23 protein-coding genes and 1 rRNA gene are annotated in these 25,963 nt (G+C 47.7%); 11 read left to right on the top strand and 13 right to left on the bottom strand.

The features are described 5' to 3' along the window. The 7 genes from IX95_RS23675 to trxA form a co-directional block, all read right to left on the bottom strand. Positions 1 to 121, bottom strand: a 16S ribosomal RNA gene (locus IX95_RS23675); the annotation flags it as partial. Between the two features lie 474 nt (positions 122 to 595). Continuing rightward, positions 596 to 1,309, bottom strand: a complete 714-nt coding sequence (fre, locus tag IX95_RS23670; protein WP_038164509.1) for an NAD(P)H-flavin reductase — start codon at positions 1,307 to 1,309, stop codon at positions 596 to 598. A 14-nt stretch (positions 1,310 to 1,323) separates the two neighbouring features. Further along, positions 1,324 to 1,593 (bottom strand): 2Fe-2S iron-sulfur cluster-binding protein, encoded by a 270-nt coding sequence (locus IX95_RS23665; protein WP_021458071.1) that lies wholly within the window; start codon positions 1,591 to 1,593, stop codon positions 1,324 to 1,326. Further along, positions 1,590 to 3,446 carry a 4-hydroxy-3-polyprenylbenzoate decarboxylase gene (ubiD, locus tag IX95_RS23660; protein ID WP_038164507.1) on the bottom strand — a complete coding sequence of 619 codons (1,857 nt, stop codon included), beginning with the start codon at positions 3,444 to 3,446 and terminating at the stop codon, positions 1,590 to 1,592. Before ubiD ends, IX95_RS23665 begins: the two co-directional genes overlap by 4 nt. Positions 3,447 to 3,527: 81 nt before the next feature. Continuing rightward, entirely contained in the window at positions 3,528 to 4,523 is a 996-nt protein-coding gene (locus tag IX95_RS23655) for a hypothetical protein (RefSeq protein ID WP_038164505.1), read from the bottom strand. Between the two features lie 103 nt (positions 4,524 to 4,626). After that, the gene (rho, locus tag IX95_RS23650) at positions 4,627 to 5,886 is read right to left on the bottom strand and encodes a transcription termination factor Rho (RefSeq protein WP_004745495.1); all 1,260 of its coding nucleotides are present in this window, start codon (positions 5,884 to 5,886) and stop codon (positions 4,627 to 4,629) included. A 203-nt stretch (positions 5,887 to 6,089) separates the two neighbouring features. Continuing rightward, positions 6,090 to 6,416 (bottom strand): thioredoxin TrxA, encoded by a 327-nt coding sequence (trxA, locus tag IX95_RS23645; protein ID WP_019277589.1) that lies wholly within the window; start codon positions 6,414 to 6,416, stop codon positions 6,090 to 6,092. Between the two features lie 112 nt (positions 6,417 to 6,528). Here trxA and rhlB point away from each other — a divergent pair, with 112 nt between their 5' ends. Further along, on the top strand, positions 6,529 to 7,830 hold the full coding sequence (rhlB, locus tag IX95_RS23640; RefSeq protein WP_038164503.1) for an ATP-dependent RNA helicase RhlB: 1,302 nt from the start codon (positions 6,529 to 6,531) through the stop codon (positions 7,828 to 7,830). A 7-nt stretch (positions 7,831 to 7,837) separates the two neighbouring features. After that, positions 7,838 to 9,328, top strand: a complete 1,491-nt coding sequence (gene gppA, locus IX95_RS23635) for a guanosine-5'-triphosphate,3'-diphosphate diphosphatase (RefSeq protein WP_038164500.1) — start codon at positions 7,838 to 7,840, stop codon at positions 9,326 to 9,328. A 66-nt stretch (positions 9,329 to 9,394) separates the two neighbouring features. On the opposite strand, the gene IX95_RS23630 is transcribed toward gppA, so the two are convergent. The 3 genes from IX95_RS23630 to recQ form a co-directional block, all read right to left on the bottom strand. Beyond that, entirely contained in the window at positions 9,395 to 10,063 is a 669-nt protein-coding gene (locus IX95_RS23630; RefSeq protein WP_038164498.1) for a 7-cyano-7-deazaguanine/7-aminomethyl-7-deazaguanine transporter, read from the bottom strand. 249 nt (positions 10,064 to 10,312) lie between these two features. Next, positions 10,313 to 10,633 carry a DUF3630 family protein gene (locus IX95_RS23625; protein WP_038164496.1) on the bottom strand — a complete coding sequence of 107 codons (321 nt, stop codon included), beginning with the start codon at positions 10,631 to 10,633 and terminating at the stop codon, positions 10,313 to 10,315. Further along, entirely contained in the window at positions 10,626 to 12,461 is a 1,836-nt protein-coding gene (recQ, locus tag IX95_RS23620; protein ID WP_019277593.1) for an ATP-dependent DNA helicase RecQ, read from the bottom strand. Before recQ ends, IX95_RS23625 begins: the two co-directional genes overlap by 8 nt. Positions 12,462 to 12,615: 154 nt before the next feature. Here recQ and rarD point away from each other — a divergent pair, with 154 nt between their 5' ends. The 5 genes from rarD to tpx all read left to right on the top strand — a co-directional run bounded on the left by rarD (position 12,616) and on the right by tpx (position 18,229). Then, complete coding sequence (rarD, locus tag IX95_RS23615) at positions 12,616 to 13,530, top strand: EamA family transporter RarD (protein ID WP_038164494.1); 915 nt, start codon at positions 12,616 to 12,618, stop codon at positions 13,528 to 13,530. 71 nt (positions 13,531 to 13,601) lie between these two features. Continuing rightward, complete coding sequence (locus IX95_RS23610) at positions 13,602 to 14,402, top strand: AraC family transcriptional regulator (RefSeq protein ID WP_038164492.1); 801 nt, start codon at positions 13,602 to 13,604, stop codon at positions 14,400 to 14,402. Positions 14,403 to 14,465: 63 nt separating this feature from the next. Continuing rightward, the gene (locus IX95_RS23605) at positions 14,466 to 15,134 is read left to right on the top strand and encodes a LysE family translocator (protein WP_038164490.1); all 669 of its coding nucleotides are present in this window, start codon (positions 14,466 to 14,468) and stop codon (positions 15,132 to 15,134) included. A gap of 95 nt (positions 15,135 to 15,229) precedes the next feature. After that, entirely contained in the window at positions 15,230 to 16,978 is a 1,749-nt protein-coding gene (gene ggt / locus IX95_RS23600; RefSeq protein ID WP_038164489.1) for a gamma-glutamyltransferase, read from the top strand. A 753-nt stretch (positions 16,979 to 17,731) separates the two neighbouring features. Continuing rightward, complete coding sequence (tpx, locus tag IX95_RS23595) at positions 17,732 to 18,229, top strand: thiol peroxidase (RefSeq protein WP_038164487.1); 498 nt, start codon at positions 17,732 to 17,734, stop codon at positions 18,227 to 18,229. Positions 18,230 to 18,275: 46 nt separating this feature from the next. On the opposite strand, the gene IX95_RS23590 is transcribed toward tpx, so the two are convergent. Together IX95_RS23590 and uvrD are read right to left on the bottom strand one after the other, a co-directional pair. Next, positions 18,276 to 18,731 carry a GAF domain-containing protein gene (locus IX95_RS23590; protein WP_038164484.1) on the bottom strand — a complete coding sequence of 152 codons (456 nt, stop codon included), beginning with the start codon at positions 18,729 to 18,731 and terminating at the stop codon, positions 18,276 to 18,278. Between the two features lie 94 nt (positions 18,732 to 18,825). Then, the gene (gene uvrD / locus IX95_RS23585) at positions 18,826 to 21,000 is read right to left on the bottom strand and encodes a DNA helicase II (protein WP_152562067.1); all 2,175 of its coding nucleotides are present in this window, start codon (positions 20,998 to 21,000) and stop codon (positions 18,826 to 18,828) included. 308 nt (positions 21,001 to 21,308) lie between these two features. Here uvrD and IX95_RS23580 point away from each other — a divergent pair, with 308 nt between their 5' ends. The 4 genes from IX95_RS23580 (at position 21,309) to IX95_RS23565 (ending at position 23,732) form a co-directional block, all read left to right on the top strand. After that, positions 21,309 to 21,569, top strand: a complete 261-nt coding sequence (locus tag IX95_RS23580) for a BufA1 family periplasmic bufferin-type metallophore (protein ID WP_006957632.1) — start codon at positions 21,309 to 21,311, stop codon at positions 21,567 to 21,569. Between the two features lie 71 nt (positions 21,570 to 21,640). After that, entirely contained in the window at positions 21,641 to 22,501 is an 861-nt protein-coding gene (bufB, locus tag IX95_RS23575; protein ID WP_038164481.1) for an MNIO family bufferin maturase, read from the top strand. Then, complete coding sequence (locus tag IX95_RS23570) at positions 22,498 to 23,259, top strand: HvfC/BufC N-terminal domain-containing protein (RefSeq protein ID WP_038164478.1); 762 nt, start codon at positions 22,498 to 22,500, stop codon at positions 23,257 to 23,259. Before bufB ends, IX95_RS23570 begins: the two co-directional genes overlap by 4 nt. Before the next feature lie 17 nt (positions 23,260 to 23,276). Then, the gene (locus IX95_RS23565) at positions 23,277 to 23,732 is read left to right on the top strand and encodes a DoxX family protein (protein WP_021458614.1); all 456 of its coding nucleotides are present in this window, start codon (positions 23,277 to 23,279) and stop codon (positions 23,730 to 23,732) included. Positions 23,733 to 23,789: 57 nt separating this feature from the next. Here the strand turns inward: IX95_RS23565 and prlC are convergent, their stop codons facing one another. Continuing rightward, a complete protein-coding gene (prlC, locus tag IX95_RS23560) occupies positions 23,790 to 25,832 on the bottom strand; it encodes an oligopeptidase A (protein WP_038164476.1) in 2,043 nt (680 codons plus the stop codon). Between the last annotated feature and the right edge of the window lie 131 nt (positions 25,833 to 25,963).

Raw genomic sequence — 25,963 nt, 5'->3', positions numbered from 1 at the left:
CGTCCGCCGCTCGACGCCGTTAACGTCCCCCGAAGGTTCAGATAACTCGTTTCCGCTCGACTTGCATGTGTTAGGCCTGCCGCCAGCGTTCAATCTGAGCCATGATCAAACTCTTCAATTTAAGATTTTGTTCGGCCCAATGAATACTGAACATTACATAAAGTAATGTTTGAATTGACTGTGCTGAATCCGAAGATTCAATGGTCACTTCGTATCATTGAAACCTAATTTGAAGCCGAAGCTTCTAATTGGATTATCATCAACGAGTGCCCACACAGATTGATAGGTTTATATTGTTAAAGAGCTGTGCTTTTCAAGAAACTTTCTCTCAAAGCGGAGGTGCATTCTAGCGAGATAATTTGAAGAGTCAAACACTTTTTCAAACTTATTTTCTCAGAAGCTTTTCACCTCTCCAACACTGCTGAAGCCTTGCGGCGTCTGCCGTGCCAGTGGAAGCGCATTATAGGGAGTCCTTCTGATAGCGCAAGCCCTTTTTCAAAAAAAATTGAAAAAACTCATCGTTCGTTGAAAATGTGTTCAAAACAACAAAAAAGAGGGCAAAAAGCCCTCTTTTATCTATCTATTTCATTCAGTTTTAAATGAATGCGTACGCGTCAGCAAACATGTGGTCGCTGTTAGCGCCTTTGTTCTGGGTAAATTGTTCACGAGCCGCACCCGCCATTTCAAAACGTCCAGCAATGTAGATGTCATATTCTGCAAGAGAATCAAAATCGTCACTGACGGCTTGAAGTACGTTTCCAACTTTGCCTTGCCATTCAGAAGTTGCTTCTTCTACTACTGGAATAAAATGCACGTTGCTGAACTGTGCTGCGATGCCATCCAGTTCGTCCTTAGCATATAGCTGGCGTTCATCCCGGCCACCCCAATAAAGGTGGATCTCATTGGTCTTATTTTGAGCTACGCAGTGGTCCAATATCGAACGTACGTAACTAAAGCCTGTACCACCAGCAATCAAAAGTAGAGGGCGTTCGCTCTCTTCTTTAACCCACGCATCACCATGAGGCGCATCAATACTGATGTCACCATCATTTTCTAATGCGTTTTGCATCGCTTCGACAACTTCAAGAGCATACGCGTTATGCTCTGCTGCACCAATGTGAAGCTCTAGCTCGCCTTCATGACGGCAAGGGCTGCTTGCAATAGAGAATGGACGTTTATCTTTTTCTCCCATCACAACCATTAGATACTGGCCAGCTTTAAAGCTGACTGGTGTCTCTGGATGCAACAGAATTCGATGGGTATTACAAGCTAACGGCTCAATAGACTTTACTTTACATTGGATGGTCATGTTATTCCTCTTACTTACTCCTCAAAAGTAAGTACCAAATTACTTTCTGCGAAGGCCTGACAAGCAAACACCCAGCCTTGTTGCTGCTCTTTCTCTGTGAGCATTGGCTCAAGCTGGTAAGTGACTCGACCTTCTATTTTCCGACACAGACACGCTGCGCACGCTCCCACTTGGCAACGGTTTGGGAAGCTGATGTTATTGTTGAGCGCAGCTTCCAATACCGTTTCCCCTTCCTGCACATCGAATTGTATATTCTGCGGCTGCAAGGTCACCAAATGGCTCATAATATTCCCAGCTTACTCCATTTTGTATCGACCTGCGCAACTAACTGAGAATCTTTCTTGATTGGGATGCCCCACTCTCGCTGGACTTCTCCCTCAAACTTGTTGGTCGCATCCAAACCTAATTTAGAACTGCGACCTTCTTTTGCTTCTATTTGTACGGTGTCACGATTAGGATCCATTCTGGTGGTGATCGCCCAGATAATGTCATTCCAATCGTGCACATTGACGTCATCATCGCAGAGAATAACAAACTTGGCATCCGTATACTGCTTGAGAAACTCCCACACACCATTGAGCACCGCTTTCGATTGCATCGCGTGCGTTTTCTTCATCGATACCACCATGAAGCGATCGGCGCCAGCCGATTCTGGTAAAGCAATATCGACAATTTCCGGGAATGCCTGACGAAGCTGTGGTAGCTGCTCATCTGTAATCGCTGTTTGGCTTGCGGATGTTAACTCTGGGTCAGAGGCCTTTTCGGCATCCCATTTAATCGTTGCATCCAAGCCCATCTTAGAGCCAAGCCCTACAACCGGTGAGGCGAAGTCGAGAGAATCAATAGGCGTGTTGTCAATCATTAAGGTATCGCGAACAGGTTCCATATGCTCACACATGGCCTTAACGACATCATCCCAACTGCGCGCATTGACACTTTCATCGCACACTACAACGAACTTGGTATACATGAACTGGCGAAGGAAAGACCACACCCCCATCATGACTCGCTTAGCGTGCCCCGGGTATTGCTTTTTCATCGTCACCACCGCCATGCGGTACGAACAGCCTTCCGGTGGCAAATAGAAATCTTCTATTTCAGGAAACTGCTTTTGCAGGATCGGAACAAACACTTCATTTAACGCTACACCCAATACAGCAGGTTCATCTGGCGGACGCCCTGTGTAAGTGCTGTGATAGATCGGGTCCTTACGCATGGTAATGTGAGTAATGGTAAAGACGTGGTGTTTTTCTTTTTCGTTATAATAACCAGTATGGTCACCATAAGGCCCTTCGTCCGCATACTCATTCGGGTCGATGTAACCCTCAAGCACGATCTCTGCACTGGCAGGCACTTCAAGGTTATTACTTACAGATTTAACCACTTCAGTTTTGCTGCCGCGAAGCAAACCCGCAAACGCATACTCGGATAAGGTATCAGGCACTGGTGTTACTGCACCTAAAATAGTGGCTGGGTCAGCACCAAATGCGACTGAAACAGGGAAAGGCTCTCCCGGGTTGGTTTCCATCCAGTCGCGCAGATCCAGGGCACCACCACGGTGTGCCAGCCAGCGCATGATGATTTTGTTCTTACTAATTTTCTGTTGGCGGTAAATTCCAAGATTCTGGCGCTTTTTATGTGGCCCTCGAGTCACAGTCAGCCCCCACGTAAGCAGAGGCGCAACATCATCTTGCCAACAACTCATCACAGGGATTTTATCGAGATCAACTTCGTCACCTTGCCAGACAATCTCCTGACAGGCAGCTTTCCGTAGCCTTTTGGCAGGCATGTTCAAGACTTGTCTAAAAACCGGCAGTTTCTCTAACGCGTCCTTAAAACCACGTGGTGGCTCGGGCTCCTTAAGATAAGCCAACAATTTGCCCACTTCGCGCAGATCTTTGACGTCTTCACGACCCATACCTATCGCAACCCGCTCAGGAGTGCCAAACAAGTTGGTCAGCACAGGCACATCGTAGCCAATGGGATTTTCAAACAACAATGCCGGGCCACCTGCACGTAAAGTGCGGTCGCTAATCTCTGTCATTTCATAATGTGGATCGACAGGCTCGGAAATGCGTTTAAGCTTCCCTTCCTGCTCAAGGTGAGCGATAAAGTCGCGTAAATCCTTAAAACTCATAGGTCTTCTGTGACTGATTAAAGTGCAAGCAGTATAACAAAAAGAGGGATCTTCCGATCCCTCTTTTCTATAAGGTTATTTTTATTGTGATAAAACGTTCAAAATCGCGCTGCTGCGTACTTTTTGATTATGACTGGCGAGCTCTTCTAGCCATGAGGTGTAGCCCTGATTCGCTAGCTCTGTCGCTACCATTGAAGCTTCATCACGAATTGCCATTCGGTCGATCAAAAACGCTTTGACCTCATCCGTCATGGGTTTGATACGAGTGAGCTCTTTAATGGCTTGTTCTTTAAGGCTCGGGTTATGAGAAGCGAGCATGATCTGATTCACAGAGAATTCATCGCCGACCTTGGCCAAACGACTCAGCTCAGACTGGCTTTGAAAATCGGCACGCATCAACCAAAGCAGTTTGTAAACATCAGGGTTTTCACTCACCTGAGCTAAACGCACCATCACCTGTGAGGATGGCAGCCAACTGGTCACAGCCTCTCCGGTAAGTTGAACCACTAAACCTTGTACTGCTTCTGGCGATAAGCTGTCTAACTCACGAATCAGTAACGCTTCACGCGCTTGGATTTGGTAATCACTACCCGACAACCACTGCTTTAGATCCAGCTCGCCACGTTCTGCACTCAACACAAACTCAAGTGTCGACTGATCTTGCTGCCACTGTTTAAGTAAACGACTAGCAATAGCAGGATAGTTAAAGGCAGGAATGGAGAACTCGTAGCCATCACCTCTTTCCAACACTTGATAGGTTGGAACCATGGCTTTTTGTTGCTCGACGAACAAAGCCATTTTTGGCGTCAAGATGACGTTTTGATCTTCAATCTTTTTTAGCAGTAGGAAACGCGCCACTTCTTGTTGAGGAAGCGACAGTCTTTCGAGAGCGAAATTGAGTGAGTCGATATTATCTTCGACGGCATATTGGAGCAGTTCTGCGACTTTCAGATGAATCTGTTGATCCTGAAGTAACAGCTCAGCTTTTTCGGGCTGCATTTCCTTCGCAGCAACCGTTGGTGCTCCAATCAATAAAGATGTGCATAGGAGAACCGACGACAACATTCCTTGTTGCATGTTAACCTCCTCTTAACATTCTCGCTCATTGTGAGGCCAATCAAATGAGAATGCAAACAAAAACGCCACCGACAAGGTCGATGGCGTTTGGAGTCACAAATTCTTACTGGCGACGCATGGCATCAAAGAACTCATCGTTGGTCTTGGTCATCGCTAGCTTATCGATTAGGAACTCCATCGCGTCGATCTCACCCATTGGATGAACAATCTTACGCAGAATCCACATCTTCTGAAGCTCTTCATTCTTAGTCAGAAGTTCTTCACGACGAGTGCCCGAGCGGTTGAAGTCGATGGCAGGGAAAACACGTTTCTCAGCGATCTTACGGTTCAGGTGGATTTCCATGTTACCTGTACCTTTAAACTCTTCGTAGATAACTTCGTCCATCTTAGAACCAGTATCAACTAGAGCCGTCGCTAGAATCGTCAGGCTACCGCCTTCTTCTACGTTACGTGCCGCACCGAAGAAGCGCTTAGGACGGTGCAGTGCGTTTGCATCCACACCACCAGTCAGAACTTTACCTGATGAAGGAACAACTGTGTTGTATGCACGTGCCAGACGAGTGATAGAGTCAAGCAGGATAACCACGTCTTTCTTGTGTTCAACAAGACGTTTTGCTTTCTCAATAACCATCTCAGCAACTTGTACGTGGCGAGACGCTGGCTCATCAAACGTTGACGCAACCACTTCACCTTTAACCAGGCGCTGCATCTCGGTTACTTCTTCTGGACGTTCGTCGATAAGAAGCACCATTAGCTCACATTCAGGGTGGTTGTAAGCAATGCTTTGAGCAATGTTCTGTAGCAGCATTGTTTTACCCGCTTTTGGCGGAGCAACAATCAAACCACGCTGACCTTTACCAATTGGTGAAGCCAGGTCAAGAACACGTGCAGTAATATCTTCAGTCGAACCGTTACCACGCTCCATCACCATACGCTCGTTTGCGTGCAGTGGCGTCAAGTTTTCAAATAGAATCTTGTTACGCGCGTTGTCTGGCTTGTCATCATTAACTGTATTGACTTTTAACAGAGCAAAGTAACGTTCGCCATCTTTCGGTGGACGAATCTTACCTGCAATGGAATCACCCGTACGTAGGTTGAAACGACGGATCTGACTTGGAGAGACATAGATGTCATCTGGGCCTGCCAAGTAAGAACTGTCTGCACTGCGCAAGAAGCCAAAGCCGTCTTGAAGTATTTCCAGAACCCCGTCGCCAAAAATATCTTCACCACTTTTCGCGTGTGCTTTAAGGATGGCGAAGATAATGTCTTGCTTTCTTAGACGCGCCAGGTTTTCAAGGCCTAAGCTTTCGCCAAGTTTGACAAGATCAGACACAGGTCTGTTCTTCAGTTCTGTTAGATTCATTGTGGTGGATACTTTTTTAGTCAAAATAGGATCTGTTATTTAGTTAAGATGAATTTTGGTCACAGGATCGACCAAGAAGAGAAACTTGTTTATTTAACGTGCGATAAATTAGCACTAAATACTAGCCTAGTCTAGATTTTGTTAGGCTTCAAAAACAAAACCGTGCATTGAAGTGAATGCACGGTCTTATCAGAACAACCCAATTATAGGTTAGCGTCCAAAAACTCTTTTAGTTGAGTCTTAGACAGCGCGCCTACTTTGGTTGCTGCCACGCTACCATCTTTGAAAAGTAGTAGCGTTGGGATACCACGAATACCAAATTTAGGTGGAGTACCTGCGTTTTGGTCGATATTCAGTTTACCGATAGTGAGTTTGCCTTCGTACTCTTCGGCGATTTCGTCCAGGATAGGAGCAATCATCTTACAAGGACCACACCATTCTGCCCAAAAATCAACAAGAACCGGGCCTGCAGCGTTTAGTACGTCGGCTTCAAAACCGTCATCAGTTAGCTGCAAAATCTTATCACTCATCTTCCACTCCAATGTGTTTTTTCGGAACTGGTTGGATGATAACCAGTATTTAGATGCCCTATTGGAATGTATTTACTTTCGTATTGCAAGCTTAAGCTGATATTCTATAGCCATGAAAAAGACGCATATCACAGAGCAAAAGTTCGCCGATTTGGGTTTACACCCCCAAGTTGTTGAAGGTTTGGAGAAAAAAGGGTTCGAGTTTTGTACCCCAATTCAAGCCTTGGCGTTGCCGGTACTGCTCACCGGCCAAGACATTGCAGGTCAGGCTCAAACAGGGACAGGAAAAACCCTGGCTTTCCTGACTGCTACTTTTAACCATCTGCTGAACACACCAGAGCACGAAGGTCGCAAGCCGACCCAACCACGTGCGATTATCATGGCACCGACCCGTGAGCTGGCAATTCAGATTTACAATGATGCCGAACCTCTGGTTGCAGAAACCGGCATTAAAGCTGCGTTAGCTTACGGTGGCGAGAGCTACGACAAGCAACTTGCTAAGTTAGAGCAAGGTGTGGACGTGCTGATCGGTACTACAGGCCGCATCATCGACTTTTACAAGCAGCGTGTCTTCAACCTGAACAATATTCAGGCTGTTGTGCTTGATGAAGCGGATCGCATGTTCGATCTTGGTTTCATCAAAGACATTCGTTTCCTATTCCGTCGTATGCCAGAACCAAAAGAGCGTTTGAACATGTTGTTCTCTGCGACTCTGTCGTACCGTGTTCAGGAGCTGGCTTTCGAACATATGCACAACCCAGAGCACGTCGTGGTGGAACCAGAGGTCAAAACAGGTCACCGCATTCAGGAAGAGCTGTTTTACCCGTCTAACGAACACAAGATGTCTCTGCTACAAACTCTTATTGAAGAAGAGTGGCCAGAACGCGCGATCATCTTTGCCAATACCAAACACAAGTGTGAATCCGTATGGGGTCACCTAGCGGCTGATGGCCACCGTGTAGGTCTATTGACAGGCGATGTACCGCAGAAGAAGCGCGAACGCATCTTAGAGCAGTTCACTAAAGGTGAAGTTGACCTGCTAGTAGCAACAGACGTGGCAGCTCGTGGTCTTCACATCCCTCAAGTGACTCACGTATTTAACTTTGACCTGCCTGACGATTGCGAAGATTACGTACACCGCATCGGTCGTACGGGTCGTGCAGGCGCAAGTGGCCATTCAATCAGCTTTGCGTGTGAAGACTACGCCATCAACTTGCCGCCGATTGAAGAGTATATTGAGCACACCATTCCTGTTTCAGACTACGACCCAAGCGCACTGATCGAAGATCTACCAGCACCGCTACGTATGCGTTCTAATCGTCCGCAACAGCGTCGCACCAATACTGGTGGCTCACGCTCAGGCAACCGTCGTAACAACAACCGCTCTCGTCAACGTCACCAAAAGGATTCTTAAGTCGTCTATGAGCCAAGCAGTTTCTTCCCCGCTCTACGCTGCCATCGACCTCGGGTCGAACAGTTTTCATATGCTCGTTGTGCGTCACATTGATGGCAGCGTTCAGACTATGGCAAAAATTAAACGTAAGGTTCGTCTTGCCGCTGGGTTAGACGACAACAACGCTTTAAGCCAGGAAGCCATGCAACGCGGATGGGACTGCTTGAGTCTATTTGCAGAGCGACTTCAAGATATTCCAACCCAAAATATCCGCATTGTGGGTACCGCAACACTGCGCACCGCCACCAATGTGGATATCTTTCTTGAGAAAGCAAACCAGATTCTTGGTCACAAGATTGAAGTGATCTGTGGCGAAGAAGAAGCAGCCACCATATATAAAGGGGTTGCCCACACATCTGGCGGCAGCGGTCGCCGTTTGGTGGTCGATATTGGCGGCGCCAGTACCGAACTTATTATCGGTGAAGGTTTTGAAGCCAAAGCACTAACCAGCCTGAAAATGGGTTGTGTTACTTGGCTGGAGCGTCACTTCAAAGACCGTCAGCTTACCGTAACCAACTTTAACAATGCGATTGAAGCCGCTAAAGAAACGCTGAGACCTATCCTTGAGCAATACACTCAAATTGGTTGGGACGTGTGTGTCGGTGCTTCTGGTACGGTTCAGGCTTTGCAGGAAATTATGCTGGCACAAGGTATGGACGAGGTCATTACTCACGCCAAACTCAAGCGTCTGCAAAAACAAGCCATGCTGGCGGATCATTTGGAAGAACTTGAGATTGAAGGGCTAACGCTAGAACGCGCATTAGTCTTCCCAAGCGGTCTTTCGATTCTCATCGCTATCTTCGAACTACTTGAAATTGATTCGATGACACTGGCTGGCGGCGCACTGCGCGAAGGCCTAGTGTTTGAAATGGTCGATGAACTCAAGCAAGACGACATTCGTGCTCGTACAATTGCCAGTGTTCAAACCCGCTACCAGATTGATACGGCATACGGTCAACAGGTAGCCACCTTAGCCAGTAAATTGCTTGAACAATGTGAAGCCGAGTGGATTGCTGAAGCTCAGGGCAGCGTATTGCTAGAGACAGCGGCGAAGCTGCATGAAATCGGTCTGACGATTGACTTCAAGAAAGGTGGCGAGCACAGTGCCTACCTGCTACAAAACCTGGATCTACCGGGTTATACCCGAGCACAAAAGCACTTTCTTGGTGAAGTATCACGTCGTTATCGCGAACAACTGACTTCTCTGCCAGAGCAACATGCGCTGTCAGGAAACAGTGCCAAACGTCTACTGCGTTTGCTACGTCTCGCGGTTTTGCTGACCCATCGTCGCAATCCGGATTTGGAGCCAAGTATCGCGCTTCAATCACAAGGCGATAAGCTCACCCTGACGGTTGCTGACCAGTGGCTGAAAGCCAACCCCCTGACTGCGGCGGAGTTAGAAATTGAAGCCAACCGTCAAAGTGACATTGGCTGGCCTTTGAGCATCATTGCCAACTAACTAAAGAATAAATAAAAAGCCCGACAAGATAACTTGTCGGGCTTTTTTATTTTCGAGGAGCAAACCTTACCTAGCGCCAATCACTTTAAAGTCAGGATTAACGGCAGTGAGCTTCTTAACCAAGTAATTCAGCAGCACACCGTACATAGGCACAAACAGACCTAAGCTGATCACCAGTTTGAATCCATAATCCACCAGCGCGATTTCCGTCCAGTGCTCAGCCATAAATGGATCTGGGCTTTGGTAAAATGCAATGGCAAAGAAAGCAATAGTATCCAGCGCGTTACCAAACAAAGTGGAACACGTTGGGGCAATCCACCACTGCTTCATCTGACGCAGGCGATTAAACACATGCACGTCTAGGATTTGCCCTAGCAAGTACGCCATAAAGCTCGCAATCGCGATACGCGCGACAAACAGATTAAACTCACCTAAATGGGCGAAGCCCTGAAATTGTCCTTCAAAGAACAACACGGATAAGCCATAGGATACTGCCAGCGCCGGTAACATCACCAAGAAAATGATCTTACGCGCAAGTTGGGCACCAAAAATTCGTACTGTCAGATCGGTCGCTAAAAAGATAAACGGAAAAGTGAAAGCGCCCCACGTGGTGTGAAAACCAAAGATGGTAAATGGAAGCTGAACCAGATAATTACTCGATGCAATAATGATCAGGTGGAACAGAACTAACAAGAAAAGGGCTTTGCGCTGCTGCGCAGGGGTAAAGTTACTCATGCGATACCTTTTTAGTTTGGTTTGGGGGTAAGGGAACCCAAAGCGAACCTCTTCCAAGCCACGGAAAGACTCTTACCAATAATGTTAAATGAATTTAGATTCGATATTCAGCACAGTCAAAGTCCCAATAACAGAGGCTCAAGCCGTCTAAACAAGTGAAACTTCAAATATGATAAATACCGCGGCGGGCGATTATACATTAACCAACATGAGTCGCAACAACTAGACTTTCTGCAATCGTGGACTTAGTTAAAAACCACGTTGGAACAAGCCCGCAAGGTAGTCTAGCTCTTCTTTGCTGTCTTCGATGGTTAAGGCTTCTAACCAGATGCTTTCACTGTAATGTTCGGACTTGAGAAACAGCTGACACCCCTCAAAATCAATCAACCACGAATGAATGTCGGCGTCCCATTGCTTTTCAATCACAGACGCAGAGAGGAGTTTTATCAGCTTATCGGCCAGTTGAGGAAAACTATCAAAATCAAAACGCGGAGCTCGAATGATGATACGCCCTTGTTGCGCTTGATATTCAAGCAAACCAAATTCCGTTTGTTGCACTGAATCAACCATGATGAGTAATGTGCTCCTGAATTAAATCTAAGAATGGATCCGCATATTTTTCTAACTTACGTTGCCCTACTCCATTGACCGCTAGCATTTCACCATAAGAGGTTGGCAAGATTTCCGCCATATCAATCAAGGTGGCATCACTGAACACCACGTACGGTGGTAAGCCATCTTCATCGGCAATCGCTTTGCGTAACTTACGCAACTTGGCAAACAACTTTTTGTCGTAGTTTTTACTGGTGAGTTTGTCAGACTTAGCCGCTCTTGCGGCGGTATCCAGACGAGGCACGGCTAATTCAAGAGCGGTATCTCCACGCAATAGTGGGCGCGCTTCCTCAGTAAGCTGTAAAGTCGAGTTGCGCGTAATGTTCTGGAACAGCATCCCTTTATGAATCAGTTGGCGGAAAATACTCACCCAGTAGTCGTGGCTGTTCTCACGCCCGATACCATAGGTAGTGAGCTTGTCGTGGCCATTTTCACGGATGCGGATATTCTGCATCCCACGCAGGACTTCAACCACATAACCCATACCAAAGTTCTGATTAACCCGGTAGACACAAGACAACGCTTTACGTGCCTGCTCAGTAGCATCAAAATGCTTGGGCGGGTCCAAACAGATGTCGCAGTTGCCACAAGGCTTTTCACTATACTCACCAAAATAATTCAACAGCACCTGACGGCGGCACGTCTGCGCTTCAGCAAAAGCACTCATCGCATTGAGCTTATGAGCTTCAACCTGCTTTTGTGGCCCATCATCCTTCTCATCCAACATACGCCTTAGCCAGCTGATATCCGCTGGGTCATACAGCATCATCGCTTCCGCAGGCAAGCCATCCCGACCTGCACGACCAGTTTCCTGGTAGTAGGATTCAATGTTGCGCGGAATATCAAAGTGAACCACAAAGCGCACGTTAGGTTTGTTAATCCCCATACCAAACGCCACAGTGGCGACCACAATTTGGATATCATCACGCTGAAACGCTTCTTGCACATAAGCGCGTTCATCTGCATCTAAGCCTGCATGGTAACTAGCGGCACGAATATGGTTGTTGCACAGTTTTTCCGTCACCATTTCAACTTTCTTACGGCTACCACAATAGATGATGCCGCAGTTGCCTTTCTGCGTGTCGAGAAAACGGATCACCTGAGAAATTGGTTTGTGTTTCTCAACCAAGGTGTAACGGATGTTCGGGCGATCGAAACTGCTTAGGTGGATATGCGGCTCGTTCAATTGCAGACGATGCATAATGTCATTGCGCGTCGCATCATCGGCCGTTGCCGTCAGCGCCATAAAAGGCACATGAGGAAAGTGTTGTTTGATCTGGCCGAGCGACGCGTATTCAGGTCTGAAATCATGTCCCCACTGAGAAATACAGTGTGCTTCGTCAACGGCGATCATTGAAAGCGACAAGCTTTCAAGACGCTCGATAAAATCACGCATCAGCACGCGCTCAGGTGACACATACACTAGCTTCAACTGGCCTGACTGCATCCGGTTATAGACCGAAATCAACTCATCACGGGGCATGGAAGAGTTGACACACTCTGCCGCAACACCATTGGCTTTAAGCTGATCGACCTGATCTTTCATCAGTGATATCAGAGGAGAAATCACCAGTGTTAAGCCGTCACGGACTAAGGCAGGAACCTGATAACAGAGTGATTTACCGCCACCCGTTGGCATGATGACCAAGCTGTCTTGACCGCTTACGGCTGCTTCAATAACTTCTTGCTGGCCATCTCGAAACGACTGATAACCAAACACATCCTCCAGTACGCTTTGTGGAGTCGGTGAAGGATCAGATTGTTCGGCAAGCAGTGTCGCGGTCATTGATATCTCGATTGAGCAAAGAGTGGGGAAATGCAAAGGGCACATTGTAGTAGTGATCGGATGTGAATAAAACCGCAAATTGCTAGGTGATTAACTGACTCATTCGTATACTGGATGCTTCCTTTTGCAAAAATCATCCTTTGAGTAAACGTCAATGACACCAGAAGAACAGCAAAGAGCACGGCAAGGCGTCCTTCTCGCCATAGGTGCCTACACCATGTGGGGCATTGCACCGATCTATTTTAAAGCCATCAGTGAGGTTTCACCGTTTGAAATCCTCAGCCATCGAGTGGTGTGGTCTTTTGTTCTATTAGCGGTATTGCTACATGTAGGTCGTCGCTGGCGTGGTGTTCGAGATGTGATTCGCTCCAAAACCAAAATGCTGTTTCTGGTCTCTACCTCACTACTCGTGGGAGTGAACTGGCTGATTTTTATCTGGGCGGTAAATGCCAATCACATGCTGGATGCCAGTCTCGGTTACTACATCAACCCTCTGATTAATGTGCTGCTCGGCATGTTGTTCTTAGGTGAGCGGCTACGCAAGTTGCAGTGGTTCGCTGTGGCACTGGCGGCTTGCGGTGTGATGGTTCAGCTGATCGCTTTTGGCTCTGTGCCTACCGTCGCCATTGCACTGGCACTGACATTTGGTTTTTACGGGCTATTGCGTAAGAAAGTCAGCTTAGATGCTCAAACGGGCCTATTCATTGAAACACTGGTTATGCTGCCAGCCGCAGCGGTGTATTTATTGTGGATTGCCGATTCTCCGACTTCCGACTTTGCAGCGAACCCGATGAACCTAAACCTGCTGCTCATATCCGCAGGCGTCATCACCACTTTACCGCTGTTGTGTTTCACTGGCGCTGCCACACGCCTTAAGCTCTCAACTCTGGGATTTTTCCAGTACATTGGCCCAAGCCTGATGTTCTTGCTGGCGGTACTGGTTTATGGCGAGGCCTTTACTACAGACAAGGCCATCACCTTTGCCTTTATCTGGGGCGCGCTAGTGGTCTTTAGCTTCGACGGTCTTAAGACCAGCAAGCAATCACGTAAAGCTGCAACGGCAAAGTGATCGTTTTTTACAAGACAATGTGACACAGTCGATATAAGCTTGGTGAAAGTTTCACCAAGCTTTTTTGTTTTATGGACCAGGTCAACTATCACACGACACAGAATAAAGAGATTAGCCTGATTGAAGCCAACTATCAGAAGTTTGCCTTTCAGCGCCACTATCATCTTGATTTTCATATCGGGTTGATCACACACGGCCAGCAAAAATTCCATTACCAAGGTCAGAGCCATAATGTTGGCACTGGGCAAATCGTCATCATGCCACCGGATGAGCTGCATGACGGGCGCTCTATGCTCGACAGTGGCTATCAAGTGCGCGTGTTCTCCGTCGAACCGGAGTGGTTCAGTGAATTAGCAGAGCTGAAGCAAAACAATGCTCAGATCCAATTCAATCAGTTGATTGTCTCCGATTCGCGCATCTTCAATCCTCTCGCTCAGTTGCACAGTGCGTTAGCCGATAACCAACTGAGTCAGCTGGCGAAAGACTGTCTGCCGTACGAAGGCTTCGAGCAGCTTTTCACCCATTATGGTGCTCTGGAGCAAAAGCCTATCGTCCCGCTAGGTAATCAGTCAGTCTCAACGTTAAAAGACTATCTGATGGAGAATCTGGCGCAGCCGGTCAGACTTGAACAACTCTCCCAGCTGTGTGACCTCAGCCCAACGCAATTTCAGCGCCATTTCAAAGCCAAAGTTGGTCTGACACCATACGCCTGGCTGAGCCGCCTGCGCTTAGAGCAAGGGTTTAAACTGCTCAAAAGCGGTGTCTGCGGTACCGAAGTGGCGCACCAGATTGGTTTCTACGACCAAGCCCATTTCAGCAAAGCGTTTAAAGCCACTTATGGTGTTCCCCCTTCTAAGGTTCAGTGCCAATAATTTACAATCATTGTGCTCTCGAACAGGGCACAATCCGGTCATCAATTATCAAAGAGCATTACCATGAACGAACTGACCATTCTTGCCACGTTAGCAACTGTCCACTTTATCGCTTTGATGAGCCCAGGACCGGATTTTGCGCTGGTGGTACAAAACGCAACACGTTATGGCCGCCAGACGGGCTTATACATTGCACTTGGCTTGTCGTTTGGCATTCTGCTTCACTCTGTACTGAGTCTAACGGGCGTCAGCTACCTTGTTCATCAGCAGCCGACTTTATTTGCAGTGCTGCAACTCGCTGGCGGTAGTTATTTATTCTATCTGGGTTACGGCGCACTCAAGGCCAGTTGGTTAACACTACGTAATAACAAGCAAAACGACGAGCCGCCCGCTCAAGCCAGCTTATTACTAAGCAACAAGCGTCAGGCATTCTCGCGCGGTTTTGCCACCAACATCCTCAACCCAAAGGCGTTGGTATTCTTTGTCAGTCTGATGTCGAGCTTAGTGCCAGCCAGTATGTCACTAACCGGTAAAGGAATGGCATTGGTCATTCTTTGGGGGCTGTCTTTGCTATGGTTCTCATTTCTTGCGTGGGCCTTATCGACTCAACGTATGCAGCGAAAAATTCATTCTCTAGCCGTATATATCGATAGCCTTTGTGGTCTCCTATTCACCCTTATCGGCCTAAGCATTTTGTGGCAATCCCTGTCTGCCCTGCTCTCAAGTGTCTAAAATTTGATTCGAGATTACATTTTCATAACAAATCCTTAGACTCAAAGTTACTCCACTGTCACTCTTGTCGCTGCATAAATAACAAGGAGAACAAGATGCAGTGGAAACGTACTTTCCTAACGACGTGCCTATTATTAACGTCCGTTGGTGCTGCCGCGAATCAGGCTGCCGATTCAGTTGCCCCAGAACACAGTAGTGGCTTAGAACAAAAGCAACTGGTTAAGGCCAAAGACTGGATGGTCACCGCCGCCAACCCGCTCGCGACACAAGCGGGCGCTGATATCCTCAAGCAAGGCGGTAACGCTATCGATGCTATGGTCACCACTCAGCTCATGCTGGGTCTGGTTGAACCGCAATCCTCAGGGATTGGTGGCGGTGCTTTCTTGGTTTACTGGGATGCCAAAAAGCAGCAGTTAACCACTTATGATGGCCGTGAAACCGCACCTCTAGCCGCAACCCCTCGCCTATTCCAAGATGAGAAGGGCGAACCGATGCAGTTTTACGATGCCGTCGTAGGTGGCCGTTCTGTCGGTACGCCAGGTACCGTAAAACTGATGTGGGATACTCATCAGAAATACGGCAAGCTTGAATGGAAAAAGCTGATTGAGCCTGTGGTCGAAGTCGCTAAGAACGGTTTTACTATCAGCCCTCGTCTAGCAACCTTAATTGAAAAAGATGCAGAGCGCCTGTCGCGTTTCCCTGCCACAAAAGCCTACTTCTTTAATAGTGATGGCTCTGCCAAGCAGCAAGGCACATTACTAAAGAACCCTGAATACGCGGCGACACTCGAAGCCATCGCCAAAGGTGGTGCAGATGCCTTTTATCAAGGCAAGATTGCAAGCGATATTGTCAATACCGTTCAGTCAGCTGCTGGCAACCCGGGCGTATTAGCTCAAGCTGATTTCGATGCTTATCAAATCAAACAGCGTCAACCTGTCTGTTCCGCGTATCAAAGTTACGACATCTGCGGAATGGGTCCACCAAGTTCTGGCGCCCTTACCGTGGGTCAGATTCTGGCGATAACTGAGCAATTTGATCTCAAGAACTGGGGGCCTGATAACGCCAAATCCTGGCAAGTTATCGCCGATGCTTCACGCTTAGCCTTTGCGGATCGCGGCATGTACATGGCCGATGAAGATTTTGTCCCTATGCCAACTCAAGGTTTGATCAACTCAGACTACCTTAAACAGCGCGCGAAACTGATCACGCCAGGGAAAGCACTGGAGTCAGCACCGGCGGGCACACCACCTTGGGACTACGCTCAGCGCCAAAGCCGTGATGAATCCATCGAATTGCCATCCACCAGCCACTTCAATGTGGTTGATAAAGAGGGCAACGTGGTGTCGATCACAACCACGATTGAGAACGCGTTTGGCTCACGATTGATGACCAATGGGTTCCTGCTCAATAACGAGCTGACCGACTTCTCTTTCCGTACCCACAAAGATGGTTACCCTATCGCCAACCGCTTAGAGCCGGGCAAACGCCCTCGCTCTTCAATGGCACCGACCATCATCATGCAAGACGACAAACCTTACATGGCGATCGGTTCTCCGGGTGGCAGCCGCATCATCGGTTATGTTGCCCAAGCGATCATTGCTCACACGCAATGGGATATGGATATTCAACGAGCCATCAACCAGCCACACTTACTGAATCGCTTCGGTACATTAGATATTGAGCAAGGTACAGAGGCAGAAAAGTTCAAATCAGAGCTGGAGAAAATGGGCTTCGAAGTGAATATTCGTGACTTGAATTCTGGCTTACACGCAATTCTATTCAAAAATAATGAATTAGAAGGCGCCGCAGACCCAAGACGCGAAGGTGCCGCTATCGGCCAATAGCGTCGATCTGCTCACCAGCTTGTGCGAGATCTCTTACAGGCTGGTGAGCAAAAATAGCTTTTTTAGTGAGAAGATTACAACTTACGACGCGTATGTCATTGTAATAAAAGAAGACGTTCTAATTTTAACCAAACTTTTATTCAATAAGTCAAAATCTGTGCTATTGCTGAAAACCGTCAAAAACGTAATATTAAACCTGTCGGAAGGATGCTGACACGGAACAGGAATTACCACGGATTTGGTAATCTTCAGGAAGAAGATACGGTTGCTCAGGATGAACAATCGGCAAGGATAGCGATTAGGACATTGAACGGACTCAATAGTAACTAGGATGGTTGCTACTAGGGATGGGAAATGGACACCTCTGGACGAGGATAGGACTTATCATCAGGATGATGAAAAGGACACCGCTCAAGGAACAAGCGAAGTGAGCTAACGAGGATTGTTAGCAGACCAGGATAGGGTCAAGGACACCGCTAGGATGGCGATGAATGGACTAAGCTGAAGGACATCAGCATACTATCAAGGATTTGATGCATGGAGCACTTCTAGTAGCCGGATTGCTGCGAGTAAGACTATAACCCCGATGGGCGCAAGCCCTCGGGGTTTTTCTTTATCTGCGTCTCTAAAAATTCATCAAGATTTACTCGCATCTAACTTTTGACATTTTTTTTGTTCCCCACCAACCACGTGCTAGGTTAACGTCGTGATGTAAGTTCAATCACGATAAACACTATCAGTAAGGAAGAAAAAATGAACAAGGTAACATTTCAGGGCAACCCAGTTCCGGTACCAGGCGAATTTCCACAAAAAGGCACTCAGGCAGCAGACTTTGCTCTGACAGCCGGCGATTTGTCTGAGCTGACGCTATCGTCCCTGCAAGGCAAAAAAGTCATCCTGAATATTTTCCCAAGTATAGATACGCCAGTATGTGCTCAGAGCGTTCGTCACTTCAATGAGCAGGCAGCAGGAAAAGACAATACAGTGGTAGTTTGTATCTCAGCAGACTTGCCATTTGCTGCGGGTCGCTTCTGCGAGGTTGAAGGCATTGAAGGTGTTCAGCATGCTTCAACGTTCCGTTCACCACAATTTGCTCAAGACTACGGTGTCGCAATCTCAGAAGGTCCATTAGCAGGCCTGACAGCACGAGCGGTTGTTTGCCTTAATGAAGAAGGTTTGATCACTCACTCACAGCTTGTCAGCGAAATCACTGAAGAACCGGATTACCAGTCAGCACTTGCTGCGATCTAAGCTCCTCAAGATCCAAAAGAGCGGCTTATCGCCGCTCTTTTTCATTCTATAACAACTGCTCAATTCGAAGCTTAAGCTGATTTAAGCGCTCAATAGCACTAGGGTCTCCCACAGCAAAATCGAACGCTTTGTCATTCAGTGCACACACCGTACCAATCGCTTCACCGCGATGCATGATAGGCAATCCGTAATAGACGCCTAAACCAAACTTCACCAGATCTTCGTTGCCTCGCCACTCTTCATCTACCGCCGCATCTGCGACCAGTAAAGGGGATTGGGTATCCACAACCCGCTCGCAGTAGAGCTCATGACAACCGGGTTGGACACTCTTCGGCCCTGCATCTCCTGCGTGATAAATGGGTTGTTGGTTAGCAGCAAAAACAATCATGGTTTCTGGTGTCGACTCCATGATCAATAGAGAGTGAAGACCAAACTGCTGAGCAATTGCATTAAGTTCAGCAGTTAGATCTTGTTGGTGGTTCGCCAACTGTTTGAACGGCATAGCGATTTCCTCTTATCAGACGTTGCCTGCCTATTATTTAAACAAGCTCGACATAAGAGCAAAATTTAACCGCCAGAGTGTGAGCAAGATAAAATTAGAGCTTTTCCAACTTGGCGTAAGCCGTTACTAACCATTTGATGCCTTCACCATTGAATGCGACCTGAACCCGGCTCTGTGGGCCACTGCCTTCAAAATTGATGATCGTCCCTTCACCAAATTTGGTATGCATCACTCTTGCGCCTAGGCTAAAGCCAGTTTCATTGAAACTCTCTTTGACCACAGTTTGGCTGAAACGCCCCGAGCTTGCTGGGCGACTGACCTGCGCTTTCATACGCACTTCATCTAAGCAGCCTTCTGGCAATTCACGAATAAAGCGCGACGGTTTATGGTATTTGTCCTGACCGTACAAGCGACGCATCTCAGCATAAGTGATGTAGAGTTTCTCCATCGCCCGCGTCATCCCCACATAGCAAAGTCGACGTTCCTCTTCCAATCGCCCCGCTTCTTCAGCAGACATCTGACTAGGAAACATTCCCTCTTCGACCCCGACCATAAACACCAGTGGGAACTCCAGGCCTTTTGCACTGTGCAAGGTCATCAGTTGCACCGCATCTTCGAACTCATCAGCCTGCCCTTCACCCGCCTCAAGTGCAGCGTGGGTTAGAAACGCCGTAAGCAAGGTCATTTCTTCTGCTTCTTCCGGCTTTTCGAACTGACGCGTTGCCGTTACCAACTCTTCCAAGTTCTCAATGCGTGCTTTGGACTTCTCACCTTTTTCCTGTTCATACATAGCGAACAAGCCGGAGTATTTTATCACGTGGTCGGTCTGCTCATGCAGAGACATTTCACAGGTATCATCTTCCAGCGCGCTGACCAGCTCAACGAAACGGCTTAACGCCCCCGCCGCTCGACCAGCCAGAACTTGCTCATCGAGCAAAGCAACACTCGCTTGCCACATGGTGCAACCACGATCCCGCGCTGCAAAACGAATCGTCTCTAAGGTTTTGTCCCCGAGCCCACGTGTTGGTGTATTAACCACGCGCTCAAACGCCGCGTCGTCATTGCGGTTTGCCATCAATCTTAGATAGCTCAGCGCATCTTTGATTTCCTGACGCTCGAAGAATCGCATGCCACCGTAGATACGATATGGCAGGCCAGCCTGAATTAACGCTTCTTCCAGTACACGAGACTGGGCGTTGTTACGATAAAGCATGGCGGCATCATTCAGTGCTCCACCTTTTTCCTGCCATTCCTTAATCTTGTTGACCGCGAAGCGGGCTTCATCCAACTCGTTGTAAGCAGAGTAAACCGAGATAGGCTCACCTTCGACGCCATCAGTCCATAGCTCTTTACCCATACGCTCTGTGTTATTGGCAATCAGAGTGTTGGACGCTTCAAGGATGGTTTTGGTCGAGCGGTAGTTTTGCTCCAGACGAATGGTATTTACACTTGGGAACTCGCGGGTGAACTTCTCAATGTTTTCAATCTTGGCACCGCGCCAACCGTATATAGACTGGTCATCATCTCCAACAATCATCACGTGTGACTCTGGACCAGCCATCATTCGCAACCAAGCGTACTGAATGTTGTTGGTATCTTGGAACTCATCCACCAAGATATGTTTAAAGCGCGCCTGATAGTGCTCGCGGACAAACTTGTTATCACGCAACAACTCATGAGCACGCAGAAGAATTTCGGCGAAGTCGACCAAACCCGCACGGTCACACGCTTCCTGATAAGCCGTGTAGAGCTGCAGATAGGTTTTGGTCACAGGATCGTGGTAAGCATCAATATGATTTGGACGTAGGCCTTCGTCTTTCTTACCGTTGATCCACCAGCTCACCTGACGTGCTGGCCACTGCTTCTCATCCAGATTTTGCGCTTTGATGAGACGGCGCAGCAGTCTTTGCTGGTCATCCGTATCGATGATCTGAAAATCTTCCGGCAATTTGGCATCGAGGTAATGCGCGCGCAGAATGCGATGACAGATACCATGGAAGGTGCCGTTCCACATCCCAGAAGCACTGCCCATCATCAGCTCTTCAATACGGCCCCGCATTTCCGCTGCGGCTTTATTGGTAAACGTCACCGACATAATGGAAAAAGGAGACGCCTGCTCCACCGACATCAGCCACGCGATACGGTGCACCAGCACCCGGGTTTTACCACTCCCCGCGCCCGCTAGGACAAGTAAATTTTCAAGTGGAGCGGCAACGGCTTCGCGCTGCTTATCGTTAAGGCCGTCAAGAAGTAATGAAGGATCCATTATGAGTTCAGCTACTGGTTATCTATACATGAAAATCGATTATAACCTAAACACCCTGCCTATTTCAGAAGAAAAAACACAAAATTTTTATGTTACATTTTCTTTATAAAACATAGCCTTAAATAAATAAAATCAATAACAAGGTGTTTTTTTATAATTTTTCTGAAAGTTTATTTGCGCTTTTTCTATCCTTTTAATTAAGCAAGTTGATGAATTAGCTTGTGAAAAATACCCAAGTGACCTCTAAAGAACCGTTTTGACGGAGATTACTTGGGTATTCACTAAGAAAGGAAAAGTCTGAGGAAATTACTATGAAAAAGTCTAATCTTGCTGTTACTGCTGCTGTTACTGGTTTACTAGCTCTAGGTGGCACAATGCTCACTGCAGCACCTGCTGTTGCTGCAGAGAAAGAGAAATGCTATGGCGTTTCAAAAGCAGGTAAAAATGATTGTGCAACCAAAACCAGTTCTTGTGCAGGTACTGCAAAAGAAGATAACCAGAAAGATGCCTTCGTAGTCGTTCCTAAAGGACTATGTGGCAAGCTAGCTGGCGGTAGCACTCAGTCTTCTTAATAGATTGGATAAGGCGACCTAGGCTCAACCCGGTCGCCTTTATTTTTGTTTCACTCGCATAGGAAGAGTTCGTGAATAAGGACAACTACCACGACCAGGTGGGTGTAGGACTGCGCTCTCCTCATATCGATTATTTCACTGACAATAAGCCCGCCTTATCTTGGCTGGAGATCCACAGTGAAAACTACTTTCAGCCCTACTCACCAGCTAGACAAAGCCTGCGCAAACTGATGGATGACTACCAGATCAGCTGTCACGGTATTGGTTTATCGCTGGGAAGCGTTGAAAGAGTCAACCCAAATCACCTTAAACAACTCAAATCGCTCATTGATGAGGTCAACCCATTTTTGGTCTCTGATCATCTCAGTTGGAGTGAAAATGGCGGTCACTATTTCAATGATCTTCTGCCACTGCCTTATACAGAAGAAGCCTTGGAGGTGTTTTGCCGCAACGTCATCGAAGTTCAGGATTATATTCAGCGCCCAATGCTGATAGAAAACCCTTCGAGCTATGTGAAGTTTGCTCACTCTACGATTGCCGAGTGGGAATTTCTGGCTGAAGTACAAAAACGCACCGACTGCCGACTACTGCTTGATCTCAACAATATTCACGTTTCCGCCTTTAACCACGGTTTCGATAGCCAGACCTACATCAACGCGATTCCCGCCGATAAAGTCGATGAAATTCATTTGGCAGGTTTTACGATTAAGCAATTGGAAAAAGGTGAAATCTGGATTGATACTCACAGTCAGCCTGTTTCTGATGAAGTGTGGACACTATACGAACAATGGCTGGCAACTCACGGTCCGCGCCATACGCTGATTGAATGGGATCTGGATATTCCTCAGCCTGACGTGTTACTGGCTGAATGCCATAAAGCCAGTGAGAGGCTGATCCAGTTTGACGCTCTGCAGGGGAGAAAAGCGTCATGACTCAATCTCTAGCAGAACTGCAAAAAAACTTCGCCAGCGCTCTGCACTATCAGGCGACGGGTGATGCCTGTGATATCTGCTCTGATACCTTCAGTGCCGACGAACGAATGCAGATTTACCGCAACAATTTCATCATTAGCTTAAGCGAAGTACTTCAGGCCACCTACCCTATGGTGCTGGCGCTGGTGGGTGAAGAGTGCTGTGAGCAATTGGCTCGTCAGCATGTTCTCAACCACCCTCTTCGCTCTGGTGACGTGACTTACTATGGTGAACATTTCGCGACTACCATTGAAGCTTTCCCTGCCGTGGTTGAAGCGGCCCCTTATGCGGCGGATGTGGCACGTTTTGAATGGCAAATCGATGTCTCTCAACAGCTTCAAGGGGGTGTCAAAACACCAGAGGCTATTTTGCCGATTGCTCGCCTGACGGAAGTCGCAGAACAGCAGCAACCTTACATCCATTTTCATCTTTCGCCCGGCACTTTGCCTTTTCATTCGCCCTACGCGGTGTACTCGCTGCGTCTGGCCATTGAGAATAATGATTTCGAACAGCTGACGCTCAATCAAGCCGAATATGGCGTGATCATCAGTCAACCCGACGGTCAATGTTGGACTATGTCGCTCGATCAGCTGCCTTTTGAACTGCTTCAGTATCTCAGCTCAGGTTGCACGCTAGGGGAAATCCCTGAAACGCACCTACCTTATCTGGGAGTACTACTGGAGAACCAGTTAATTTCTGGGTTTTCTCTCGCCCAATAAGAATAAGGATTGTTACTATGTCTAACGCAATAAAAAACATGATCGAGAGCTACGACGCCTTAGTCGATAAAGCCCAATGCGTCTTTGTACCACTGCTGCTATTGTTTTGTCGACTCTGGGTTGCCTGGGTCTTTTTCAATTCTGGCCTGACTAAAATTGCTTCTTGGGACAGTACTCTGTACCTATTTGAGTACGAATATCAGGTGCCGATTTTACCTTGGGAGCTAGCGGCTTACATGGGTACCGCCGCCGAGCTTATTCTGCCTGCTTTCTTAGCATTCGGCCTGTTGACCCGCCCAATGGCGGCCATCTTGTTTGTGTTCAATATCATTGCCGTCGTTTCCTACCCGCTGCTGTGGGAGAAAGGCTTCTACGACCATCAGCTTTGGGGCCTGATGATTCTCAACGTCGTGGTCTGGGGACCGGGCTTGGTTTCTCTGGATAAGCTGATTAAGAGTAAATTACAAGGTTAAACCCAATACAAAACGCCCTCCTAATTGGAGGGCGTTTTTAGTTTCAAAGCTCAGTGCTTAAGCACGAATCCCTGAATGACGCAGCAAGGCATCGATTTGCGGCTCACGACCACGGAAGCGCTTGAACAGCTCCATTGGCTCTTCACTGCCGCCCATTTCGAGAATGTTGTTTAGGAAGCTCTTACCGGTATCGGTATTAAAGATGCCTTCTTCTTCAAAGCGTGAGAACGCGTCTGAAGAAAGTACTTCCGCCCACAGGTAGCTGTAATAACCTGCACTGTAACCACCAGCAAAGATATGGCTAAAGCTGTGCGAGAATCGGTTCCACTCCAGACTTGGCAACACAGCGACCTTAGATTTCACATCCGCCAGTGTTTCCAGTACGCGAGGGCCGACTTCTGGGTCAAATTCTGTGTGCAGCGTGAAATCAAACAAACCAAACTCGAGTTGACGAAGAATAAACATCGCCGACTGGAAGTTCTTCGCTGCCAGCATCTTATCCAGCATCTCTTTTGGCAGTGGTTCGCCCGTTTCGAAGTGGCCAGAGATAAACGCCAGCGCCTCTTCTTCCCAACACCAGTTCTCTAGGAACTGACTTGGCAACTCGACCGCATCCCACGGCACACCGTTGATGCCTGAAACTGCCCCGGTATCGACCTGAGTCAGCATGTGGTGAATACCGTGGCCAAACTCATGGAATAAGGTCACGACTTCATCGTGAGTAAACAGCGCAGGCTTGTCACCAACCGGTTTGTTAAAGTTACAGGTCAGATACGCCACTGGTGATTGCAGCTCACCTTTCGCATTGATACGACGCACACGGCATTCGTCCATCCATGCACCGCCTCGCTTGTGTTCACGCGCATACAGGTCAAGGTAGAAGCTGCCACGAAGCTGATCGTTAGAATCAAAAATATCAAAGAATCGCACTGACTCATGCCAAACATCAACGCCCTCTCGCTCTTTGACACTCATACCAAATACGCGGTTTAGGACTTCAAACAAGCCGCTAACGGCTCTCTGTTCTGGGAAGTAAGGGCGTAGCTCTTCGTCAGAAATCTGGAACAAGTACTGCTTCTGCTTTTCACTGTAGTAAGCAATGTCCCAAAGGTTGAGTTCTTCTACACCAAACTCGCTCTTAGCAAACTGGCGTAACTCTTCAACTTCACGCTCGCCTTGCGGCTTGGCTTTGTTGGCAAGATCATTGAGGAAGCCCAACACTTGCGATGGGTTTTCTGCCATCTTAGTCGCCAGAGATTTCTCACTGAAGGTATTGAAACCTAACATACGGGCGATTTCATAACGCAGCTTCAACTGTTCGTTAATGATTTCACTGTTGTCCCACTCACCCGCTTTCGGACCACGATCTGAGGCACGAGTGACATAAGCTTCATACAGCTCTTTACGCAATTCCTGATTGTCACAGTACGTCATCACCGGAAGGTAAGATGGGATATCCAGCGTTAGCAGGTAACCATCCAGCTCTTTGGACTCTGCCGCCGCTTTGGCTGCTGCCAGAGCAGATTCCGGCATACCTGCCAATTGTTTTTCATCTTCAACATGTTTGGTCCAACCCATGGTCGCGTCCAACACATTGTTGGAGAACTTAGAACCCAACTCAGACATACGCTTGCTGATCTCACCGTAACGGTGCTGCTCGTCGGCTGGCAAACCGATGCCTGACAACTCGAAATCACGCAGGGAGTCTGTGATGGTTTTCTGCTGTGCCTGAGTCAGCCCAGCGAATGCCTTGCTCGCTTTAATCGCTTTGTATGCTTCAAACAAGCCTTTGTGCTGCCCTACCCAAGTGCCGTATTCGGACAATAGAGGTAAGCAGCTTTCATACGCTTCACGCAATTCATCACTGTTCATCACCGAGTTCATATGGCTCACAGGTGACCAAAGGCGGCTTAGGTGATCATCCACTTCTTCAATCGGTGCAACGACACTTTCCCAGCTTGGGTCGCTGTTTCCTTCCAGTACCAGATCGATTTTCGCTCGGCAGTCTGCAATCGCCTGTTCAACGGCTGGTTTTACATGTTCAGGTTTGATTTCAGAAAACGGGGGCAAATCGGTAAAGCTCAGAAGAGGATTAGACATAAAGCATTCCTTTTATTGGCAAAAAGCGAACTGACGGGTTCGTCTTTGTTATTTCTCGTTCGTCTTAAATAGTAAATATAGGTAGGTTCAGCAATTTTCAATAGTGACGTATACTACAGCTATTAAATTAC

The sequence above is a fragment of the Vibrio sp. B183 genome, assembly GCF_000740665.1.
Taxonomy (GTDB): Bacteria; Pseudomonadota; Gammaproteobacteria; order Enterobacterales; family Vibrionaceae; genus Vibrio; species Vibrio coralliilyticus.
Note: the sequence above shows the minus strand (reverse complement) of the source record. Positions and strands in the feature narration are given on the sequence as shown.

Coding starts and splice junctions, on each gene's coding strand:
- fre (WP_038164509.1), bottom strand. CDS start 1,309: ATGACCATCCAATGTAAAGTAAAGTCTATTGAGCCGTTAGCTTGTAAT.
- IX95_RS23665 (WP_021458071.1), bottom strand. CDS start 1,593: ATGAGCCATTTGGTGACCTTGCAGCCGCAGAATATACAATTCGATGTG.
- ubiD (WP_038164507.1), bottom strand. CDS start 3,446: ATGAGTTTTAAGGATTTACGCGACTTTATCGCTCACCTTGAGCAGGAA.
- IX95_RS23655 (WP_038164505.1), bottom strand. CDS start 4,523: ATGCAACAAGGAATGTTGTCGTCGGTTCTCCTATGCACATCTTTATTG.
- rho (WP_004745495.1), bottom strand. CDS start 5,886: ATGAATCTAACAGAACTGAAGAACAGACCTGTGTCTGATCTTGTCAAA.
- trxA (WP_019277589.1), bottom strand. CDS start 6,416: ATGAGTGATAAGATTTTGCAGCTAACTGATGACGGTTTTGAAGCCGAC.
- rhlB (WP_038164503.1), top strand. CDS start 6,529: ATGAAAAAGACGCATATCACAGAGCAAAAGTTCGCCGATTTGGGTTTA.
- gppA (WP_038164500.1), top strand. CDS start 7,838: ATGAGCCAAGCAGTTTCTTCCCCGCTCTACGCTGCCATCGACCTCGGG.
- IX95_RS23630 (WP_038164498.1), bottom strand. CDS start 10,063: ATGAGTAACTTTACCCCTGCGCAGCAGCGCAAAGCCCTTTTCTTGTTA.
- IX95_RS23625 (WP_038164496.1), bottom strand. CDS start 10,633: ATGGTTGATTCAGTGCAACAAACGGAATTTGGTTTGCTTGAATATCAA.
- recQ (WP_019277593.1), bottom strand. CDS start 12,461: ATGACCGCGACACTGCTTGCCGAACAATCTGATCCTTCACCGACTCCA.
- rarD (WP_038164494.1), top strand. CDS start 12,616: ATGACACCAGAAGAACAGCAAAGAGCACGGCAAGGCGTCCTTCTCGCC.
- IX95_RS23610 (WP_038164492.1), top strand. CDS start 13,602: ATGGACCAGGTCAACTATCACACGACACAGAATAAAGAGATTAGCCTG.
- IX95_RS23605 (WP_038164490.1), top strand. CDS start 14,466: ATGAACGAACTGACCATTCTTGCCACGTTAGCAACTGTCCACTTTATC.
- ggt (WP_038164489.1), top strand. CDS start 15,230: ATGCAGTGGAAACGTACTTTCCTAACGACGTGCCTATTATTAACGTCC.
- tpx (WP_038164487.1), top strand. CDS start 17,732: ATGAACAAGGTAACATTTCAGGGCAACCCAGTTCCGGTACCAGGCGAA.
- IX95_RS23590 (WP_038164484.1), bottom strand. CDS start 18,731: ATGCCGTTCAAACAGTTGGCGAACCACCAACAAGATCTAACTGCTGAA.
- IX95_RS23580 (WP_006957632.1), top strand. CDS start 21,309: ATGAAAAAGTCTAATCTTGCTGTTACTGCTGCTGTTACTGGTTTACTA.
- IX95_RS23570 (WP_038164478.1), top strand. CDS start 22,498: ATGACTCAATCTCTAGCAGAACTGCAAAAAAACTTCGCCAGCGCTCTG.
- IX95_RS23565 (WP_021458614.1), top strand. CDS start 23,277: ATGTCTAACGCAATAAAAAACATGATCGAGAGCTACGACGCCTTAGTC.
- prlC (WP_038164476.1), bottom strand. CDS start 25,832: ATGTCTAATCCTCTTCTGAGCTTTACCGATTTGCCCCCGTTTTCTGAA.